This window comes from Natronomonas salina, from assembly GCF_013391105.1.
Taxonomy (GTDB): Archaea; Halobacteriota; Halobacteria; order Halobacteriales; family Haloarculaceae; genus Natronomonas; species Natronomonas salina.
In genome coordinates, this window is sequence record NZ_CP058335.1 from 339,937 (window position 1) to 358,394 (window position 18,458).

23 protein-coding genes and 2 tRNA genes are annotated in these 18,458 nt (G+C 68.8%); 11 read left to right on the top strand and 14 right to left on the bottom strand.

All coding sequences use genetic code 11. The features are described 5' to 3' along the window. Window positions 1-118: 118 nt before the first annotated feature. Window positions 119-694, bottom strand: coding sequence for a peroxidase-related enzyme (locus HWV07_RS01905; protein ID WP_178332676.1), 576 nt, complete (start codon window positions 692-694; stop codon window positions 119-121). 97 nt (window positions 695-791) lie between these two features. Between HWV07_RS01905 and HWV07_RS01910 the strand changes: the two genes are divergently transcribed. Both HWV07_RS01910 and HWV07_RS01915 read left to right on the top strand, forming a co-directional pair. Continuing rightward, window positions 792-1,274 (top strand): metal-dependent hydrolase, encoded by a 483-nt coding sequence (locus HWV07_RS01910; protein WP_178332677.1) that lies wholly within the window; start codon window positions 792-794, stop codon window positions 1,272-1,274. Between the two features lie 101 nt (window positions 1,275-1,375). Next, the gene (locus HWV07_RS01915) at window positions 1,376-3,049 is read left to right on the top strand and encodes a class I adenylate-forming enzyme family protein (protein WP_246279808.1); all 1,674 of its coding nucleotides are present in this window, start codon (window positions 1,376-1,378) and stop codon (window positions 3,047-3,049) included. A gap of 45 nt (window positions 3,050-3,094) precedes the next feature. On the opposite strand, the gene HWV07_RS01920 is transcribed toward HWV07_RS01915, so the two are convergent. Continuing rightward, entirely contained in the window at window positions 3,095-3,691 is a 597-nt protein-coding gene (locus tag HWV07_RS01920; protein ID WP_178332678.1) for a DUF8159 domain-containing protein, read from the bottom strand. Window positions 3,692-3,785: 94 nt separating this feature from the next. Here HWV07_RS01920 and HWV07_RS01925 point away from each other — a divergent pair, with 94 nt between their 5' ends. Then, the gene (locus tag HWV07_RS01925; RefSeq protein ID WP_178332679.1) at window positions 3,786-5,045 is read left to right on the top strand and encodes a cation:proton antiporter; all 1,260 of its coding nucleotides are present in this window, start codon (window positions 3,786-3,788) and stop codon (window positions 5,043-5,045) included. A 68-nt stretch (window positions 5,046-5,113) separates the two neighbouring features. Here the strand turns inward: HWV07_RS01925 and HWV07_RS01930 are convergent, their stop codons facing one another. The 3 genes from HWV07_RS01930 to HWV07_RS01940 form a co-directional block, all read right to left on the bottom strand. Beyond that, entirely contained in the window at window positions 5,114-5,365 is a 252-nt protein-coding gene (locus HWV07_RS01930; protein ID WP_178332680.1) for an MTH865 family protein, read from the bottom strand. A gap of 70 nt (window positions 5,366-5,435) precedes the next feature. Continuing rightward, window positions 5,436-6,581 (bottom strand): DUF63 family protein, encoded by a 1,146-nt coding sequence (locus tag HWV07_RS01935; RefSeq protein WP_178332681.1) that lies wholly within the window; start codon window positions 6,579-6,581, stop codon window positions 5,436-5,438. 66 nt (window positions 6,582-6,647) lie between these two features. Further along, the gene (locus HWV07_RS01940; protein ID WP_178332682.1) at window positions 6,648-7,433 is read right to left on the bottom strand and encodes an inositol monophosphatase family protein; all 786 of its coding nucleotides are present in this window, start codon (window positions 7,431-7,433) and stop codon (window positions 6,648-6,650) included. Between the two features lie 65 nt (window positions 7,434-7,498). Here HWV07_RS01940 and HWV07_RS01945 point away from each other — a divergent pair, with 65 nt between their 5' ends. Then, on the top strand, window positions 7,499-7,759 hold the full coding sequence (locus tag HWV07_RS01945; protein WP_178332683.1) for a DUF8072 family protein: 261 nt from the start codon (window positions 7,499-7,501) through the stop codon (window positions 7,757-7,759). Window positions 7,760-7,810: 51 nt separating this feature from the next. Further along, complete coding sequence (locus HWV07_RS01950; RefSeq protein ID WP_178332684.1) at window positions 7,811-8,119, top strand: DUF3006 domain-containing protein; 309 nt, start codon at window positions 7,811-7,813, stop codon at window positions 8,117-8,119. A gap of 192 nt (window positions 8,120-8,311) precedes the next feature. On the opposite strand, the gene HWV07_RS01955 is transcribed toward HWV07_RS01950, so the two are convergent. Beyond that, window positions 8,312-8,395: transfer RNA gene (locus HWV07_RS01955), tRNA-Leu, on the bottom strand. 71 nt (window positions 8,396-8,466) lie between these two features. Continuing rightward, on the bottom strand, window positions 8,467-9,078 hold the full coding sequence (locus HWV07_RS01960; protein WP_178332685.1) for a GNAT family N-acetyltransferase: 612 nt from the start codon (window positions 9,076-9,078) through the stop codon (window positions 8,467-8,469). 152 nt (window positions 9,079-9,230) lie between these two features. Here HWV07_RS01960 and HWV07_RS01965 point away from each other — a divergent pair, with 152 nt between their 5' ends. Both HWV07_RS01965 and HWV07_RS01970 read left to right on the top strand, forming a co-directional pair. Next, window positions 9,231-9,680: a hypothetical protein gene (locus HWV07_RS01965; protein ID WP_178332686.1), complete on the top strand. Its 450-nt coding sequence runs from the start codon at window positions 9,231-9,233 to the stop codon at window positions 9,678-9,680. A 38-nt stretch (window positions 9,681-9,718) separates the two neighbouring features. Further along, the gene (locus HWV07_RS01970) at window positions 9,719-10,198 is read left to right on the top strand and encodes a DUF309 domain-containing protein (RefSeq protein WP_178332687.1); all 480 of its coding nucleotides are present in this window, start codon (window positions 9,719-9,721) and stop codon (window positions 10,196-10,198) included. Window positions 10,199-10,204: 6 nt separating this feature from the next. On the opposite strand, the gene HWV07_RS01975 is transcribed toward HWV07_RS01970, so the two are convergent. From HWV07_RS01975 to HWV07_RS01985, 3 genes are all read right to left on the bottom strand, one after another. Further along, complete coding sequence (locus HWV07_RS01975; protein WP_178332688.1) at window positions 10,205-10,885, bottom strand: halocyanin domain-containing protein; 681 nt, start codon at window positions 10,883-10,885, stop codon at window positions 10,205-10,207. A gap of 111 nt (window positions 10,886-10,996) precedes the next feature. Next, entirely contained in the window at window positions 10,997-11,755 is a 759-nt protein-coding gene (locus HWV07_RS01980) for a hypothetical protein (protein WP_178332689.1), read from the bottom strand. Continuing rightward, window positions 11,745-12,572: a manganese catalase family protein gene (locus tag HWV07_RS01985; protein WP_178332690.1), complete on the bottom strand. Its 828-nt coding sequence runs from the start codon at window positions 12,570-12,572 to the stop codon at window positions 11,745-11,747. The genes HWV07_RS01980 and HWV07_RS01985 overlap by 11 nt, the downstream gene beginning before the upstream one ends. A gap of 162 nt (window positions 12,573-12,734) precedes the next feature. Here HWV07_RS01985 and HWV07_RS01990 point away from each other — a divergent pair, with 162 nt between their 5' ends. Then, a complete protein-coding gene (locus tag HWV07_RS01990; RefSeq protein ID WP_178332691.1) occupies window positions 12,735-13,394 on the top strand; it encodes a 2,5-diamino-6-(ribosylamino)-4(3H)-pyrimidinone 5'-phosphate reductase in 660 nt (219 codons plus the stop codon). 45 nt (window positions 13,395-13,439) lie between these two features. Here HWV07_RS01990 and HWV07_RS01995 read toward each other — a convergent pair whose 3' ends face one another. Both HWV07_RS01995 and HWV07_RS02000 read right to left on the bottom strand, forming a co-directional pair. After that, window positions 13,440-13,724 carry a DUF7545 family protein gene (locus HWV07_RS01995; protein WP_178332692.1) on the bottom strand — a complete coding sequence of 95 codons (285 nt, stop codon included), beginning with the start codon at window positions 13,722-13,724 and terminating at the stop codon, window positions 13,440-13,442. Between the two features lie 68 nt (window positions 13,725-13,792). Next, a complete protein-coding gene (locus HWV07_RS02000) occupies window positions 13,793-14,851 on the bottom strand; it encodes an NAD(P)/FAD-dependent oxidoreductase (RefSeq protein WP_178332693.1) in 1,059 nt (352 codons plus the stop codon). A 158-nt stretch (window positions 14,852-15,009) separates the two neighbouring features. Here HWV07_RS02000 and HWV07_RS02005 point away from each other — a divergent pair, with 158 nt between their 5' ends. Next, window positions 15,010-15,978: a ferritin family protein gene (locus tag HWV07_RS02005; protein WP_178332694.1), complete on the top strand. Its 969-nt coding sequence runs from the start codon at window positions 15,010-15,012 to the stop codon at window positions 15,976-15,978. Between the two features lie 104 nt (window positions 15,979-16,082). Further along, a tRNA-Glu gene (locus tag HWV07_RS02010) sits at window positions 16,083-16,157 on the top strand. Window positions 16,158-16,789: 632 nt separating this feature from the next. On the opposite strand, the gene HWV07_RS02015 is transcribed toward HWV07_RS02010, so the two are convergent. After that, on the bottom strand, window positions 16,790-16,963 hold the full coding sequence (locus HWV07_RS02015; RefSeq protein WP_178332695.1) for a hypothetical protein: 174 nt from the start codon (window positions 16,961-16,963) through the stop codon (window positions 16,790-16,792). A gap of 108 nt (window positions 16,964-17,071) precedes the next feature. Then, window positions 17,072-17,686: a protein sorting system archaetidylserine decarboxylase gene (locus HWV07_RS02020; protein ID WP_246279809.1), complete on the bottom strand. Its 615-nt coding sequence runs from the start codon at window positions 17,684-17,686 to the stop codon at window positions 17,072-17,074. 173 nt (window positions 17,687-17,859) lie between these two features. Between HWV07_RS02020 and HWV07_RS02025 the strand changes: the two genes are divergently transcribed. Then, window positions 17,860-18,249, top strand: a complete 390-nt coding sequence (locus tag HWV07_RS02025; protein ID WP_246279810.1) for an Hsp20/alpha crystallin family protein — start codon at window positions 17,860-17,862, stop codon at window positions 18,247-18,249. Window positions 18,250-18,458 lie beyond the last annotated feature (209 nt).

An 18,458-nucleotide genomic window follows, 5' to 3' on the forward strand; every position in this document is an offset into this window, starting at 1 on the left:
GTATACCCCTGGGCCGTACACGGGCATAGTATGGATGGCCAATATATTAGCCATCTGTTTGGTGCTATCGCGTGACAATACTTGCTGTGGAAACGCGCTTTCTCGGCGGTACGAGCCGCTACTCCTGGGATCGGCCCATCGTGTAGAACTCGTCGTTCGGCCGCATGTCGGCCAGCGTGGCCATCCGGTTCGAGAGGTTGAACACCGAGACGACGCTCCCGACGTCCCAGATCTCCTCCGTCGAGAAGCCCGCCTCCCGGAGGGCGGCGACGTCGCGGTCGCCGACGCGGCCGGGCTCCTCGGTGAGCTTCACCGCGAAGTCGAGCATCGCGCGGTGCTGCTCGGAGAGGTCGGCCGAGCGGTGGTTGGTCGCCAGCTGGTCGGCGAGCTTCGGCGCCTCCGCGAAGATGCGGAGCAGGGCCCCGTGGGCGACGACGCAGTAGAGGCAGTCGTTGACGCCGGAGACCGTGACGATCAGCATCTCGATCTCCTCGCGCTCCAGCGTCGTGTCCTCCGTGAGCGCGTCGTGGTAGTCGAAGAACGCCCGGAAGTGACTCGGCTTGTAGGCGAACGCCGGGAAGACGTTCGGCGTGAAGCCCGCACGTTCCGTCTCCTCGTCGATGCGCTCGAGCAGGTCGTCGGGCAGGTCCGACCGGTCGGGGACCGGGAACCGGCCCATCGCCGCGTCGTTCATACGGTCCGTTGGGGCCCACCCACCAAAACAGGTTCCCCGGAATCGCCACCCGGCGCGGATGTACAGCTTCAAGTCGGATGCCGAACGAGAGAATGACATGTTGAAAGCGGGACACTACGGCGCGGCGCTGATGCTGTACGCGCCCGCCGGGTTCCACCTGCTGTCGGTCGATCCGGGGCTGGCGCTCCTGGGGGGCGTCAGCGCCGTGGCGCTGGCCAGACTCCCCGACTACGACCTCCAGGTACCCTATATCGAACACCGGGGCATCACGCACACGTTGCTGTTCCTCGTCCTCGTCGCCGGGACGCTCGGCGGCCTGGGCCACCTCTTTGCCGGCCACTTCGGGACGAACCAAGTGCAGACCGCGGGCCTCGGGGTCCTGGTCGCCGTCGTCGCCGTCGGGTCGCACCTCATCGCCGACGCCCTCACCCCGTACGGGGTCCCGCTGCTGTGGCCGCTGACGGGGCGGCGGTACTCCGTCTCGCTGGCGCCGTCGACGAGCCCCGTCGCCAACTACGGGCTCCTGGTTCTCGGCATCGCCGCGACCGTCGCGGCGGGGTACGTGGCCGGTCGGGCGTGACGGTCCGGCGGTACGACGGAATAAACGGCCGGGAACGCCCTTTCCGTGCCGGATTTCACCGGGCGAATCTTTAATACGGGCCCTCCGGAGATTCGCACGTCATGGAGTACCACAACGGAGGCCCGCTGCGGCACATGGGCGACCTGCCGTCGATGGCCGCCCACCGCTACGGCGGCAAGACGGCCATCTCGTTCATGGGACAGGAGACGTCGTTCGACGAACTGGAGGCCTCGGCCAACAGCGTCGCGAACGTCCTCGTCGACAACGGCGTCGAACCGGGCGACCGGGTCGGGCTGTACATCCCCAACACCGACCAGTTCCCCGAGGCGTACTTCGGGACCATCAAGGCCGGCGCCATCCCGGTCCCGCTGAACCTCCGGATGGACCCCAACACCCTGGAGTTCGTCCTCCAGGACGGCGACGTCGACCACATGATCGGCTCGCCGCTGCTGGCCGGCGGCATGGACACCGAAGAGGGTCGCATCGTCGGGCCGACTGAGCTCGCCGAGGGCGCCGGCGTCTCGAACGTCTACGTCTCCGGCGTCAGCGACGACGGCGTCGTCAACTACTCGCAGGCGGTCGCCGAGGCCGACGACGACTTCGCGACCGTCGAGCGGGCCTACGACGACGTCGCCTGCCAGCCGTACACCTCCGGGACCACCGGCAAGCCGAAGGGTGTCCTGTTGACCCACGAGAACCTGCTGTCGACCATCGAGGCCTACGCGAAGGGCGGCCTGTCCATCGACCCCGACGACAGCATCGTCCTCGTGCTCCCGCTGTTCCACATCTACGCGCTGAACGCCATCCAGGGCACCTACCTCTACAACGGCGCGAAGATGCACATGATCCCGCGACCGGACCCCGAGATGATCCTCCAGACCATCTCCAGCAACGACGTGACGAACTTCGCCGGGGTCCCCGCCCTCTACAACATGATGTGGCAGGTCTACCGGGAGAACCCCGACGCCTTCGACATGGAGTCCCTGGAGGACGTCGTCTGTGCGGCCGCGCCCCTCGCCGACGACACCCGCCGCACCATCGAGGAGGCCTGGGGCGTCCCGATGACCGAGGGCTGGGGGATGACCGAGACCGGGCCGGCCGGGACGGTCGAACCGTCCCGCGGCGTCCGCAAGTCCGCCGGCTGCATCGGGCCGACGCTCCGCGGCATCGAACTGAAGCTCGTCGACCCCGAGACCCGCGAGACGCGCATCTCCGCGGACGAACTCGAGCCACACCCCGACGAGGACATCGACTTCTCCGACGAGGACCGGGTCACCGGCGAGATCGCCATCCGCGGCCCGAACGTCTTCGAGGGCTACTACAACCGCCCCGAGAAGACCAGCGCGGTGATGGACGACGAGGGCTGGTTCTACACCGAGGACATCGCCCGCGTCGACGAGGACGGCTACTTCTGGATGGTCGACCGCGCCGACGACATGATCATCGCCGGCGGCGAGAACATCTACCCCGCGGAGGTCGAGGACGCCCTCTACGAGCACCCCGACGTCGCCGAGGCCGCCGTCGTCGGCGTCCCCCACGAGATCAAGGGCGAGGCGCCGGTCGCCTTCGTCGTCCTCGAGGAGGGCAGCGACGCCGGCGAGGACGACCTCCGCGAGTTCAGCCTCGACCACGTCGCCACGTACGCCCACCCGCGGCGGGTCTTCTTCCTCGACGAACTCCCGCGCAGCGCGACCCAGAAGGTCCAGCGCTACAAACTCGAGGAGGAGGCCGAGGAGCGCCTCGACGGTCCGCTCGGCTCCAGCGAGGAGCTGTAACGGCCGCGTCGTCGTAGATTCCTCCGTCGACGACCGTCCTCCGCGTCACTCGTCCGGCGAGATGCCGACGTCGGGGGAGTGCCGCTTCGACTCTATCGTCCCGGAGACGTGCTCGCCGTACTCCTTGGCGGTGATTTCGTCCGCGTTGTACTCCTCGGCCCAGGGTGTCTCGACCGTCGCGACGCCGTACGACGCGGGCGCGTCGTCGAGGACCGCGATCGAGAGGGCGACGGCGTCGTATCCGGACTCGACCAGTGACGCGTACGCACCCGCGAGGGACCCGACGTGGTGGACGATCCCAGTCGTCCGCCGTTCGGTGCTCCGGTACTCGACGTGCAGGACCTCCCGTTCCTCCTCGACGGTCTCGACCGACAGGTCGTCGGGCACCGCTCCCTCCAGGTCTCCGGGCTCTTCGACGTCGGACCCGGCAGTCTCCTCGATCCGTTCGGCCATCATCGCCGTCCGTTCCTCGACCGGGAGTTCGGGCAGGTACTCGGCGACCGGCCACTCCTTGTTCGGCGGGAACTCCTTGCCGACGTCCTCGGTGCAGCCGGCCAGCAGGAAGGCGCCGGCCGCCCCCGCCCCTCGCAGCAGGTCGCGCCGCGTCCGCGACCGGTCCGATCCACCGTCGAGCGCGTCCATGTTCGGACGTCCGTGCGCGGGCGCCTAAACCGGCTGACTTGCAGCTGCAGGCGCCGCCCTGAACCGGGGGCTGTGCGTCTGTACTGGTGACTAGATGGCCATCGAGCTGTACGACATCGGGTTCGTCGTCGTCGGCTTGGCGCTGTTCGGGGTGGCGATCCTCCCGCGGTTCGTCTCCGACAAGCCGGTCTCCATGCCGCTGTTCTTCGTCGGGTTCGGGATCCTGATCTTCGGCGCCCCGCTCGGCCTGCCGGCGCCGGACCCACTCGAGCAGGGACACCTCACCGAACGGCTCGCCGAGTTCGTCGTCATCGTCGCGCTGATGGGCGTCGGCCTCAAGATCGACCGGCCCTTCGACGTCGCCGGCTGGTGGTCGACCTGGCGGCTGCTGGCGATCACGATGCCGCTCTCCATCGCCGGCGCGGCGCTGATCGGCTGGTGGGCGGTCGGGTTCCTCGCGCCGACGGCCCTCCTGCTCGGCGCCTGCATCGCCCCCACGGACCCGGTCCTCGCCTCGGAGGTGCAGGTCGAGGACCCCGGCGAGGGCGACGAGGAGGAGCCGATGCCGGAGGTCGACGGACAGCAGGACGAGGTCCGGTTCGCGCTCTCCTCGGAGGCCGGCCTCAACGACGGCCTCGCGTTCCCCTTCACGAACCTCGCCATCGCCGTCGCACTCGTCGGCCTCGCGCCGGGCAACTGGGTCGGCGAGTGGCTGCTCGTCGACGTGGCCTACCGCATCGGCGTCGGCACCGTCGTCGGCGCGGTGCTCGGCTGGCTCCTCGCCCGCGGCGTCTTCCTCATGGAGTCGGAGACCTCCATCGCGAAGTCCGTGAAGGGCCTGGAGGCCATCGCCGGGACCCTCCTGGTCTACGGCGCGACGGAGGTCGTCGGTGGCTACGGCTTCATCGCGGTGTTCGTCGCGGCCCTCCAGCTCCGCCACTACGAGCGGACTCACGAGTACAACGAGTCGCTCCACGAGGTCAGCGAACTCACCGAGCAGGCGGCGATGGGGCTCGTCATGCTGCTCTTCGGCGGCGCCATCGCCGGCGGCCTGCTCGCCCCGCTGACCCGCGAGGCGCTCGTCGCCGCCGTCGCCATCGTATTCGTCGTCCGGCCGCTGGCGGGGATCGTCGGCCTCCTCGGGTTCGACCGCGACTGGTCCGAGCGCGGCGTGATCGCCTTCTACGGCATCCGCGGCGTCGGGTCCTTCTACTACCTCGCACACGGACTGAACGAGGCGGCGTTCACGGACGCCGACCTGCTGTGGGCCGTCGTCGGCGCCGTCGTGCTGATCTCGATCGTCGTCCACGGGATCACCGCCGCGCCCGCCGTCAAGCGGTTCGCTCCGGGCTGACGCGGACGTGCTTCGAGCTGCCGGCGGCGTGCGTCGGGCTCCAGAAGAGTCGGGCGAGGCCGAGCCGTTCAGACCAGTTCCTGGTCCTCGAGCTGCTCCATCACGTCGTCGACGAACGCCTCCGCGGAGTCGTACGGGAAGTCCCCGCCGCCGAGCTTCGTGTTGAGCTCCATAGCGGTCATCGAGAAGTCGTCGGACTCGAACGTCGTGCCGGGCCCGTTCGGCAGGGCCGGCACGAGGTCCATCGGGCTGTTGATCGGGTAGTCGGCGCCCTCGAAGGCGTCGAGCATCTGCTGGCGGAGTTCGTCTTTGTCGACCATGAGCGGCGTAAGGTCGTCGCCGGTAAAGAGTCATCGACGGCGGACGCGGCCGCCGTCGGCGCGACCGCGGTCAGATGCCGAGCGTCGCCCGGAGGAAGTCCCGCGTCCCGGGTCCGAGCCCGACCGCGAGGATGGCGATCAGCAGGAGGTAGGCGTACCGCGGGCTCTCCTCGAAGATCTGGCGGTCGAAGACCCAGACGACGGCGACGGCGGCCGCGACCTTGATGAGCAGGAACGGCCACGCCGTGCCGATGGCGTCGGCGAGCCACCCCTGCCCGATGGCCTCGTAGAACTCGCCCGTGTAGCGGACCGTCGCCCGGTTGACGACGTGCTTGGAGCCGTAGGAGACCGGGATGCCGAGGGCGTCCGTCCAGTCGAGGCTGAGGACGTTCGCGACGCCGTCGACGGAGTGGCCCCAGACGACGAGGATGCCCATCTCGCCGGTTCCCTCGTTGATGTAGGGGGCGTACCGTTCGGACGCCCACCAGTAGACCGCGGCGATGAGGGACGCCAGTCCGAGGGTGATGACGGCGACGGCGGGGTAGAACCCGACGACCGCCGAGGTCGCGGAGACGTACAGCAGGTAGCCGACGGTCGCGACCAGCGCTGCCGCGCCGACGCCCCCGAGGACGGGTTCGAAGTCCTCGACCACGCCGCGGCGGGCGAGGGAGATGGTCCCGACGAGCGCCGCCAGCGTGAACGCGAACACGGTGAAGTAGATGAACGGGCTGATGATGACCGCGACCGACGGGAACGGGACGAGCATCCCCAGGTTCTCCCTGACGAACGTGGCGTTGACGTCCTCGACGACCCGGAGGGCCCCGCCCAGCAGCATGAACGGGAACAGCGCGAAGTAGAACCGCTTGGACATGCGGACGTCCAGCTTCCGGAGCAGGAGGAGCACGCCGATCAGCATGAAGACCAGCACGACCGCGTAGCTCACCGTCGAGACGGCCGTGTAACCGGGTTCGGCGTAGATTCCCTCCGCGCCGCGGCAGGCCGCCTGGCTGTACAGCCGTTCTGTCGTCCCGCCGGAGCGGACGGCACAGGAGGCGCCGTGGGCGTCGGCGTCGACGGGACCCCAGAAGTAGCGCCACAGGAAGCCGTCGTACACCTGGCGGGGGAAGGCGCCCGCGCCCGCGACCAGGACGGCCACGCCGCCGACGAACGCCGCCAGCCACGCGCGAGCGGAGTCGACTCCATCGGACAACTGCATGTCCGACTCCCCGGTCGGGGGCGGTTTCACGCTTCCGGTCGCGTCGCAGCGACCCGGGACGGCGGCCTACGGCTCCGCTTCCCTGGCCGCCTCGAGGACGACGTCGTGTGCCTCGCCGTTCGAGGCGACGACGCCCCGGCTGTCGTGCCGCCAGGGGTCGCCGTGGATGTCCGTGACCACGCCGCCGGCGGCCCTGACGAGCGCGACGCCGACGACGGTGTCCCAGGGGTTCGCCCGCACGTTCGTCACGACGGCGTCGACGGCGCCGGCCGCACAGAGGCCGAACTCGAGCTGTGCGACGCCGAGGCGGCGCATGTCTCCGAACCGCTCGACGATGCCGCGGCAGGCGGCGGCGTACTCCTCGCGGCGGTCGAAGTCCCACCAGATCGTCGGGACGACGGTGAACTCCTCGGGGTCAGTGCGGTCGCTGACCGACAGTTCCTCGCCGCTCCGGACGGCGGTCTCGGCGTCGACGGTGTAGGTGTCGCCAAGCGCCGGACAGACGGTCGCGCCCGCGACGGTCTCGCCGTCGACGGTCGCGGCCACGCTCGTGGCCCACTGCCGCATGCCCCGGACGTAGTTGTTCGTCCCGTCGATGGGGTCGACGACCCACGCAGGCCCCGCCCCGGGGAGTGCGGAGCGCTCCTCGTCCTCCTCGCCGACGACCGGGTCGCCGGGATAGGACTCGCGGATCGTCGAGACGACCTCGCGCTGGGCGTCGCGGTCGGCCTGGGTCACGACGTCGGTCTTCGCCCCCTTCGTCTCGACTGCGACGTCCTCGCGGAAGGACTCGAGTGCGACCGCGGCGCCGGCGTTCGCCGCCCGTCGGGCGCACTCCCCTCGTCTGCTCATAGCGTCGGTACGCCGACGCGCCGGAAAGCGGCACCGATTTGCACCCCGGCCGGCGACGTCCCGGCATGCACACGCTCGCGAAACGGATCCACAACATCACGCCGAAGGCGGTCAGACTGACGTTCGAGGACGGCTCGACGGTCGACTTAGAGATGCGCTCCGCCGAGTTCTTCCAGGAGTCGTTCCAGGCGGAGGGCGTCGACGACTCGGGGACCGTCTACCGACTCGTCACCGACGGCGAGGACGACCCGCTCGTCGCGGGGCGGGAGACCGACGACGGCTGGGCGACCGCCGGCGTCGTCGCCGAGGTCGAACGGGCCGAGTAGCACGCGGGGCGCCCGACGGTTTATGTACCAGAACGCGGCCAGGTAGCCGCGATGCGTTCGATACTCGCATTCGGGACGGTAGTACTGCTCTCGACCGCGCTGCTGGCCGGCGTCGCCGCGGCCGACGGGGGGACGACGGCGGTAGTCGACCGCACCGGCGACGACTACGCCGTGTTGCTCATCGAGGAGGACGGCGAGACGACCGACCAGCGCGTCGTCGACCCCGCGGAGCTCGATGCCGAGGGGCGATACGAGGGTGCGGTCCACCGCGTCGTCGACGGTGATTACGTCTACGACGAGGCCGAGACCCGGCGCCGACAGACCGCGAACTCGCGGACGTACGCCGGTACCGTCGTGTGACCGTGACGGCGGTGTAGCCGCAGCTATCGGGTGGTCGGCGTCGAAGTGTTGCGAGGGAAGGCCGCTCCGAAGCGGTCTTCCGCATGGGCCCGGTCGGGCGCGACCGGCGAACCCGGTCGCACGCCGCCGGGCGCACGGGGACGACGTCCCCGTTCGCGTCCGAGGTCCCTCGTCGCGGACGGGACCTCGCCATGCGAGGGAAGGGATTCGAACCCTTGGACCTCTACAGGAGCGGATCTTGAGTCCGCCGCCGTTTCCAGGCTTGGCTACCCTCGCACGGATGTACCTGTGGGACTGCAGTTCGGTCTGCGCCCGCGTCGGATATAGGTCCCACGGAACCCGCCCACTCAGTCGTCGTCTCCCGGTAGCGGCGGATGGTCGGCGTTGCGGTCCCACGTTCCGACCTGCTTGACAGCCACCGACGGGTGTCCGAGCCGGTAGGTGGCCATCATCCCGGCGGGTTCGAAACCCAACGAGAGGAACGTGTACCGGGAGACGTTCTCGGGCACGGCGTCGGTGTAGACCCACGCGTCGGGCTCCCGCTGGTAGATCTGCTCAAGCCGGCGACGCATGAGGTACTTGTGCCACCCCTTGCGGCGGTGGCCCTCGTAGGTCCGGGCGTAGAAGAGCCAGTAGACGTCGAGGTCCGCCACCCAATCCGGCAGGTTGTACGGAACGTGGGTGGACTCGGGCGTGAGGGTCCACCCCCGGGCGACGAGTTCGCCGTCGTCGTGTGCGATGAATCCCTGGTGGCCCTCCTCCAGAAACCGGCGGAACTTCACGTAGGCCTCCGTAGGCAGGTCGATGCGGTCTAACAGCGATTTCGTCACCCGTTCGACCCGCACGGACTGGTCCGGCACGTCCAGTTCCGGCACCTCCCCGGCATGCCTGTAGACGGCGTTCTCTCTCCTGATATCGAAGAACCGCTCGATGACGTCCGGGGTGGTTGTCGTTGCCATGATTCTGCCGAGTGATTCGTCGTACAGATGTCTGACGCGCGTCAGAATAACCATAGTGACCAGTCGAATACCTGTTAATGGCCAGACACGTACGGATCGAAGGAAGGCCACGAAAGCGCGCGACCGAAGTACCTCGAGTACGAAGACGGGGTATGGCGATCTCACCGCACCTCGTCCGTGAGGGCGACGAACTGAAGCTCGACGTCTCGGTCGGACAGTCGGGTCGACAGCAGTTCGCGCTCTCGGACCGCGCGACGACGCTGCTGGTCGACAACCTCGGCTACGGCAACCGCGACGTCGTCCCGTGGCTCACGACGAAGACGCTGGCGCTGGCCGGCGGCCTCTACCTCCGCGAGGAGAAGACCGACGTCCGCGACCTCGCCTGGAGCCTCACCGGCGCCGACGGCGGGGCCGACGCCTCCGAAGCGGAGGTCCGCCACCTCGCCGAGTACCTCGAGAGCGTGGAGATCGACCAGCACGCCGTCGAGACGGTCAAGGAACACGTCAGGGAGACGCGGCTCTCCGAGTTCGTGGACCCCGACGACGTCCGGAGCAAGCGCGAGCGGATGAACGGGCTCCGCGGCATCGCGAAGGACCTGTAGCCGAGGGGTTACGGTCCCCCGGCACCTACCCACGCCCGATGGACGAGCACACCCGCGACCCGAGCGTCGACCCGCCCCGCGGCGACCCGACCGGGTGGCGCGACGACGGCCAGTGGGAGCACGCCACCCTCCGCCGGGCGACGGAACACGGCGTCCGCCTGTTCAACAGCGGCGAGTTCCACGAGTCCCACGACTGCTTCGAGCACGAGTGGTACAACTACGGCCGCGGGTCCACGGAGAGCAAGTTCCTCCACGGGATGGTGCAGGTCGCCGCCGGCGCGTACAAGCACTTCGACTTCGAGGACGACGACGGGATGCGGTCGCTGTTCCGGACCGCCCTCCAGTACTTCCAGGGCGTCCCGAACGACTTCTACGGCGTCGACCTCCTGGACGTCCGGACGACGCTGACGAACGCGCTGAACGACCCTGCAGCGCTGCACGGCTGGCAGATACGGTTCGACGGCCGGTACCTCGAGGCCAGAGCCGTCGACGTGGAGTACGCCGAGGCCTTCGACTAGCGACGGTCAGTCCCTGTCCGGGTTCAGGGTGTCCGGCCGGACGACCGCCAGGATGAGCGCGACGCCGATGAGGAGGCCGGACCCGGCGAGAATCCGGTCGACCGTCGTCAGCGGCTGCCCACCACCGCCGTCCCCGCCGCTCCCGCCCCCGCTGGGTTCGATGAGTTCGTCGTCGACGTTCCCGACCGCGACCGCGCCCTTCATGCCGACGGCTCTGTGCGGGGAGCAGAAGTACGGGAAGATGCCCTCCTCGACGTCGAACGTGAACTCGAAGGTCTCCCCTTCACTTTCGTACATGTCGGACTCGAAGGCCGCCTCGCCCTCCTCGCCGGGCTCGTGGACGACGTTGTGGGTGCCCCCGACGCCGGTCCACTCCCAGACGACGGTCGTCCCGGGGTCGACCAGTATCGCCGGGGGGTCGAACAGCACGCCCGCGTCGCCGGCCCCGACCGCGACGGTGACCTCGTCCTCGCCGCGGTAGTCGACCGTCCCCTCGTAGTTGTCGACGTCGTCGAACCAGCCCTGGTAGGCCTCGCCCTGGGCCGCGGCGGTGCCGCCGGCCGCCGTCGCACCCGCCGCCGTCGCCGCGGCGACCGTCCCGGTGATGAAGGCTCTGCGCCCGACAGTCGGTTCCGTCCCGTCTTCGATGGCGGCTCCGCCGCTCGATTGCTCCGTTCCGGCGCTCATGGTCCCACCTCGTCGCGGCAGAAGGATAAATGGGGAGGCCGAGTCCCAGTCGTCGGGATTCCCCTCGGCGAAAAACCGCTCGCCGACGGGGCGCCGTGCCACCGCCCGTCCCTACTGGACCGCGGGGTCGACGAAACTGCTCGAACCGCCGTTCGCCTCGGGGACCCGCGTCCCGTAACTGTCCAGGAACGTCGAGACCCGCTCGTCGTCGACCGAGTCAGGGTCGGCGTGGACGTATCCCAGACGGACGACCTGCACTGCCGCTTCGTCTTCCGTTCCGTCCGCGGCGTCGGCGATCGCCTCCGCGTCGACGTCGTAGTACCCGACCCCGCCGCGGCCCTCCGCGTACTGGTAGGCCCGCGTCCCGCGGACGAGCGCCGCGGCATCATCGGCACTCCCGCCGGGTCGCTCGAGGCTTCCGATTCCGCCGGCGCCGTGCCCGTCGACCTCGCTGAACGTCTCGACGGCGGATTCTGAGGACCAGCGGTCCCGGACGTCGCTGCGGGAGAGGACCCTCCGCCAGGTTCCCTCCGGGTTCGTCAACGCGCCCTGTCCGTCGACCACTGCCTCGTGGACATCGTGGCCTCCATCTCCCGCCTCGGGATGACCGGAGACGAGGACGTCGGGCGAGTCGTCGAGCGACGCCGCCGGTCGGACCTGGACCGGACTCGCCGCGTCGCTGGCCGCTTCGCGAGCGGCCGGGACGTACGGCTCCGTGGCCCCGACGATGGGGGCGCCCCCGTCGTCCCCCGACGCGACGCCACCGACGACGACGGTTCCCGCGGTGGTCCCGCCGGCGACCACGAACGAACGCCGGGACAGCGACGCGTCGCTGGTCGCCTCGCCGTCCGTGGCTCGTTCAGTCCTCATCCTGTGGCGCCGGATCGTTGTGCGTCCTGGGGTCCGTCTCGGGGACGCTGAACGGGGCCCCCTCGAGGTCGTGCTGGTTCTGGAACTCGAACTCCCCCTCCTCGTCGGGGGACTTCCCGGACGTCCAGGGCTTCCCGGGGTCGTCCTGGGGGTCGAGGTTCGTCGAGAGGTACTGGTAGTTGAACTCCTGGTTCTCGACCTCGTCGGGGAAGCTGTCCGGGATGGGGTGGACGTCCAGCAGCTCCTCGGGGTCGCCCAGGTCCTTCAGGATCGAGATCCACTGGTTCTGGTGCATCGTGTCCCGGGCGATGAGGAACGCGAGCATGTCCTTCATCCCGGGGTCGTCGGTCATCTCGTAGAGCCGCGTCGCCAGCAGCCGGCCCCCGGACTCCGCCATGATGTTGGCGTACATGTCCGAGGCGAGGTTGCCGGTGGCGACGATCCAGCTGCCGTCGAACGGGGCGCCGTTGGCGTCGGTCGGCATCGCGTGCATCCCCGCCGAGAGGAACTGGCGGGGGTTCTGGCAGGCGAAGGCGTCGAGGCCATCGTCCAGGGAGACCTCGGCGCCCTCGAGGTTCTTGTTGACGGCCGTCGCGAGCATCTCGATGTGGTTCAGCTCCTCGGCGGCGGTGTCCCGGAGCACCTCCCGGTACTCCGCGTGCTCGTCCGGGACGGCCGCGGCCTGGAAGAAGTACTGCAAAGCGACCCGCATCTCCCCTTCGAGGCCCCCGATGGCCTGCTGGAGCATCTTCGCGAACGCCGGGTTCGGTTCCTCGACCTCGACCTCGTACTGAAGCTTGTCTTCGTGGTAGAACACTGTGGTACTCCGTCTCAACGTACGCCGGCGAAGTGAAATAATATTGTTACGATGCGGGTGAAATTGGGTGATGTAACGCGACCGAGTGACTGTGGTTAGCTACCACCGGGTCGTCCCCTGCGATGGCCAATCGTTTTCCCACGCCCCGTCGCACCTACCGCTATGCACGTGCTGGTGAACGCCGCCGTCAGCGCCGACGGGAAGCTCTCCTCGCGCCGCCGCGAGCAGATCGCCATCAGCGGCGAGGCGGACTTCGCTCGCGTCGACCGGCTCCGCGCGGAGACGGACGCGGTGATGGTCGGCGTCGGCACCGTCCTCGCCGACGACCCCTCGCTCGTCCGCCACGACGAGGCCCACCGCGCGGAACAGCGCGGCGAGTCGGCTGCCCCGCCCGCTCGCGTGGTCGCGGATTCGAGGTGCCGGACGCCGGCCGGCGCGGCCGTCCTCGCCGACGACCCCGAGACCTACGTCCTCACGAGCGAGGCGGCGCCGGAGGAGCGGCGAGCCGCCCTGGAGGACGCGGGGGCCAGGCTCGTCGTCTCTGGTGAGGAGCGGGTCGACCTGCAGGCTGCCCTCGCCGCCCTGCAGGAAGAGGGGATCGACCGGCTCATGGTCGAGGGCGGCGGCGAACTGATATTCTCGCTGTTCGAGGCCGGTCTCGTCGACGAGCTCTCAGTCTTCGTCGGCGGGACGATCATCGGCGGTCGCGAGGCGCCGACGCTGGCCGACGGCGAGGGGTTCGTCGCCGACTTCCCGGAGCTCGCACTCGAGGGCGTCGAGCGACTCGACGACGGCGCGGTCCTGAGCTGGACTGTCGAGTAGCCGCCGCTGATCGGTAACGGAGAACGGAGCGAACGGGTCGGCCGTTCAGTGCTGGTGGCCGGTCAGTTCCGCGTAGGAGGCGCCGAATCGCTCCTCGAAGAGCTCCATCGTCTGCTCCTCGATCTCCTCGTACTCCTCGGTGTCGCCGCCCTCGGCGTGGTGGACCGTCGCGTGGATGCGCTGGGCGCAGGAGAACAGCGCGAGGTCGCCGACGATCTGGGCGTCGGACTCGTCGTTCTCGCGCATCAGGTCGAGCATCTCGGTCGGGAGCGTGACCTCGTCGTCGCCGTCGGGGCCGTCGATCGTCAGGGTGACGGTGTCGTTCGCCATACTCGGGCTTCCCGGCGCCGACGGAAGGGGTTTCCGGTCGTCCGCGTCGGCGGTTGGGTCGCGGCCGTTCAGTCGTCGGCGTCCGCCGCGGCCGTGTCGGCGGCCGTCTCGCCGGCCCGCTCGAGTTCCTCGAGGTACTCGTCGGCGTCGATGGCCGCCTTGCAACCCATCCCGCCGGCGGTGATCGCCTGCTGGTAGTAGTGGTCGACGACGTCGCCCGCAGCGAAGAGGCCGGGGACGCCGGTCCGGGTCTGGCCCGAACCCTCACCGCCGCCGCGGCTGCCCTGGGTGACGATGTAGCCAGTGTCGTCCAGTTCGACGTCGGTCCCCTCGAGGTAGTCCGTGTTGGGCGTGTGGCCGATGGCGAGGAAGACGGCGCCGACGTCCATATCGTACTGCTCTGTCTCGGGTGCCTCGAGTTTCTCCGAAGGGTGGCCCTCGGGGTGCTCGGCGAGCGTGACGTCGTCGACGCCGCCGTCGGGGTCACCGTTGATCTCGAGCAACTCCGTGTTCTTCATGATCTCGATGTCGCCGGCCTCGACCTGCTCGTGGACGCGGTCGACCCAGTAGTCCTCGGCGCGGAACTCCTCGCGGCGGTGGGCGACGTAGACCGTGTCGGCGAACTTCGTGAGGAACGAGGCCTCCTCCATCGCGGCGTCGCCGCCGCCGACGACGAGCATGTCCTCGTCGCGGAAGAACGCGCCGTCGCAGGTCGCGCAGGTCGAGACGCCGTAGCCCATCAGTTCGTCCTCGCCGGGGACGCCCAGCGTGCGGGCGGAGGCCCCCGAGGCGGCGACGAAGGCGTCGGCGGTGTAGACGGTGCCGTCGCGCAGTTCGACCCGGTGGGGCTTGCCGGGGTCGACGTCCACGACGACGCCGTGGTCGATCTCCGCGCCGAACTGCGTCGCCTGCTCCTTCATGTCGTTGACGAGCTCCGAGCCGCCGATGCCGTCGGGGAAGCCCGGGTAGTTGGCGACGTCGGTCGTCAGCGTCAACTGGCCGCCGGGTTCGGGGCCCTCGATGACGAGCGGCTCGTTGTTCGAGCGGCCCGCGTAGATGGCGGCTGTCAGCCCCGCGATACCGGAACCGGCGACGATGAGGCGACGGTGTTCGGCGTCGTCAGTCATGCCCGCACCTTACCAGTCGTGCGGTATGTAGCTTGTGCTGTGGGAAACCCGCTCGGCCGCGAACGGTCGGAGACGGCCCCGCGGACGCCGCCGGCGTACTTAACGGGGCGTCGAAGGACGGCGGAAGGGGTATGTGCGAACGCGACTACCGGAGTGGTATGACGCAGATCGAGGACACCAGCCGCGAGATGCGCATCGACCCGGAGTCCTTCGCGGGCGGGTACTTCCGCAACGCCGTCTACCGCCACTGGGACCCCTACGAGGACATCCCCCAGTCGTTGCTGGAGCAGGACCGCCAGCGGCTGATCGAATCCGACATCGGCCACGAGCAGTTCGAGGCCTTCCGCGCCTCGGTCGCGAAGTTCGGCGCCGGCGAGGAGGCCGTCACCGAGGACCTCGCGCCGCTGATGCTCGTCTTCGACGACATCGACGACCAGATGTTCATCTCCAGCCAGATCTACGAGGAGGCCAAGCATACCCAGTTCTTCGACCGCTACTGGCGGGAGGTCGTGAACCCGGTGGCCGAGGCGAAGGGCTGGGAGGTAACCAGCCCGACCGACCAGCGGTACTTCCCGGAGGGGTACGTCGAACTGTTCGACCGCACCGAGGAAGCGATGCACCGGCTGCTCGAGGACGGCGAGGACACGCCGACGAACCGCGCGAAGGCGTTCTGCCACTACCACCTCGTCGTCGAGTCCGTCCTCGCCCAGACCGGCTACTGGGGTCTCCAGGCAACCTTCAGCGAGGGACCGCCGGAGAACTGGAACGAGACCGAAGGCGACGACGTCTACCTCGACGGCCTCATCGAGGGCATCACCCGCATCCGCAGCGACGAGGGTCGCCACGTCGGCTTCGGGATGCACAAGGTCCAGCGGCTCGTCGCCGAGGAGGGCGTCGACCCGGACGTCGTCCAGCAGACGCTCGCCGAACTGCTGCCGCTGGTCTCGGAGACCGTCCAGACGGACTTCGACACCGACTCGGACCCGACGCCGCTCGTCGAGTACGCCCAGGAGAAGCTCTCGAAGCGCATCGAGATCATCACGAACGCGGAAGCCGAGCTCCCGCCCGTGGAGGAACTGGTGAAGATCGAGGGCGCCGACGACCACGCCGCCGCGGGCGACGACTGAAGGCGCCGCCGGGGCCAGAACCGCCGGCACGCGTTGCGGGGGTCGCCGCGCCGTGCGCCCAAAAGACAGGATTTATACGAGTTCCTCGCCGAGTCGATAACGTCGCTCGCTTGGTGTAGCCCGGCCAATCATCTTGGCCTTTCGAGCCGAGGACAGGGGTTCAAATCCCCTAGCGAGCATCCTACTTCGTCTTCACGTTCCAGTAACCAGGCGTTTCTCTCCCGGACCACTACACGGTCGTGCGACGCCTGTCTCGAGCCGCGTCAGGGATCACCCGCAATCGGCGTCGGCACACAGGTTACTGGCAATATCCCTGGCGATACCTTCGTCGCTCTCGTTCCCGAGACCAGTTCCGGGGACGGTAACGTTTGTCGAACGTCGGGCGGAAAATTATCGCGAGTGGATAACGAAAGGGATGGTCGCGGTAGACACCGACGGGGGACAGCAGCGGAAGCCGGCTTGGGGACGGTCGGTAGTCGGAATCGGGGACGACAGGAAACGCCGTCGCGTTGCAGGCCCGTCGGAGGACCACTGGCGTCCGACCTGGCCGCTGTGGGAGTGGTCGCTCGCGGGCACGGGAGGGAGCGACGCGCTCGACGCTCCCGACGGGGATCCGCTACCCCTACGCCCCGTCTCGTCATCGTATCGACGATTTCAATCCGGACACATGCTCTCTGACTGTGCTTCCGTCCGAATTCCCACTCCGTTCGCTCGATGGAGTGATGAGTTTAACAACCGTCGGAACGTATCAGAATACGGCCGACGGGCGGCGTCTCCACCTGCAAGTAGAACGTCGTACGTCGGCCGCCTTTCAGTCTTCGAGCGCGACGAGCTCCGGGTCGCCGCAGCAGTTCTCGTCCCGACCGAGGGGGTACAGATCGCCGTCCTCCCGCCTGCCGACCACGAAGACCGCCTCGCAGCCCGCACAACGCGCGACCGTCCGGTCCATCGGGTCCTCGGGACGGTCGGGACGTGCTGATGTCATACTGACACGACCCGGCGCTCCCCAATGGGCGCTGGGCCTGACAGTGCAAGATTTCAAGACGGGGCGGGAATATCGAAACCCGTACGAAAAGGCGAGCGAGCGTTCCGACTACTCGGATGTCGCGGCGACGACGGTCTCGCCGGCGCGGACGTGCTGGCCCTTCGCGACGCGGACGTCCTCCCGGTCGTACGATTCGGGCAGCAGCACGTCGGCGCGGGACCCGAAGGAGATGTGGCCGACCTTCTCCCCGCGCTCGAGGTCGTCGCCCGCCTCGACGTAGGGGTGGATGCGGCGGGCGACGGCGCCCGCGATGAGGGTCAGGTCGTACTCGCCGCAGTCGATCTCGACGCGCTCGTTGCGCTCGGACTCCTTGGTGAACGCCGGGAGGTGCCGCCCGGGGGTGTGGTCGACGGACTCGACGGTGCCGGCCATCGGCGCGCGGTTGACGTGGACGTCGGTGACGTTCATGAACACCGCGACGCGCACGCGGTCGCCCTCCTCTCGGACGACGGAGACGCGACCGTCGGCGGGGGCGACGACGCCCGACGGCGGCGGCGACCGCGGCGGGTCTCTGTGGAACCACAGCGCCACCAACGCTGTGACGACGCAGACCGCGGCCAGCGGCGGGAAGAGGACGGCCAGCAGCACGGCCAGAGCGAGCGATACGCGCGCGTATCGCCACGCGCCGGGGGCGAAGTCCGGGAGCGTCGGGGTCGGAATCACGGTTCGAGGGTGCGGGCGGAGGACCATGGGGGTTGCGCTCGCCGTCCGTCCAGCAGTTCAGTTCGGAGATTCGCCATCGTCGAGCCGGGTTAGTTCCGCGACTCATCGGCTACGTGTTATCACAGGTTACGCGTAGGTTATTCCCTCGTAGCGCCTCTGTACGTCCGAGTATCATGAACCGAACGACCCCCTTCGACGAGATGGACCGCCTGTTCGACCAGATGCGACGCTCCATGCTGGACGGCCGGCCGCGCGCCGACCTCGGCGGCGCCAACGTCCGACTGGAGACGGACGACGAGGCCCACGTCGCCAACGCCGACATGCCGGGGTTCGAGACCGACGAGATCGACCTCCGCTTCGCCGACGGCGTGCTCACCATCGAGGGTACCCACGAGTCGGGTGACGAGAGCCGCTCGCACAGCCGGCACGTTCGCGAACGGGTCCGCGTCCCCGGTAACGTCGTCGTCGAGGACATCACCGCCGAGTACAACAACGGCGTCCTCGAGGTGCGACTCCCCGTCGAGGCCGACTCCGAGTCCGGATACCGCATCGACATCGACTGAGAGATCAGGGTGGCAGCCGGAATCAGTCCGACCCATCGGACCGCCCCTTCTCCCCCATCCCCACGACCGTCGAGCCGAGGACCGAAGTACACTCTATCGACGACTGATTCAACGGTTTCCCTTCTCCATCGTCGGAGCGTTGCGAATCCGCCGAGACCATACATAGCCGGGCTTTTACACGGTGTCGGCGGGTCTACCGGGTAACGCTC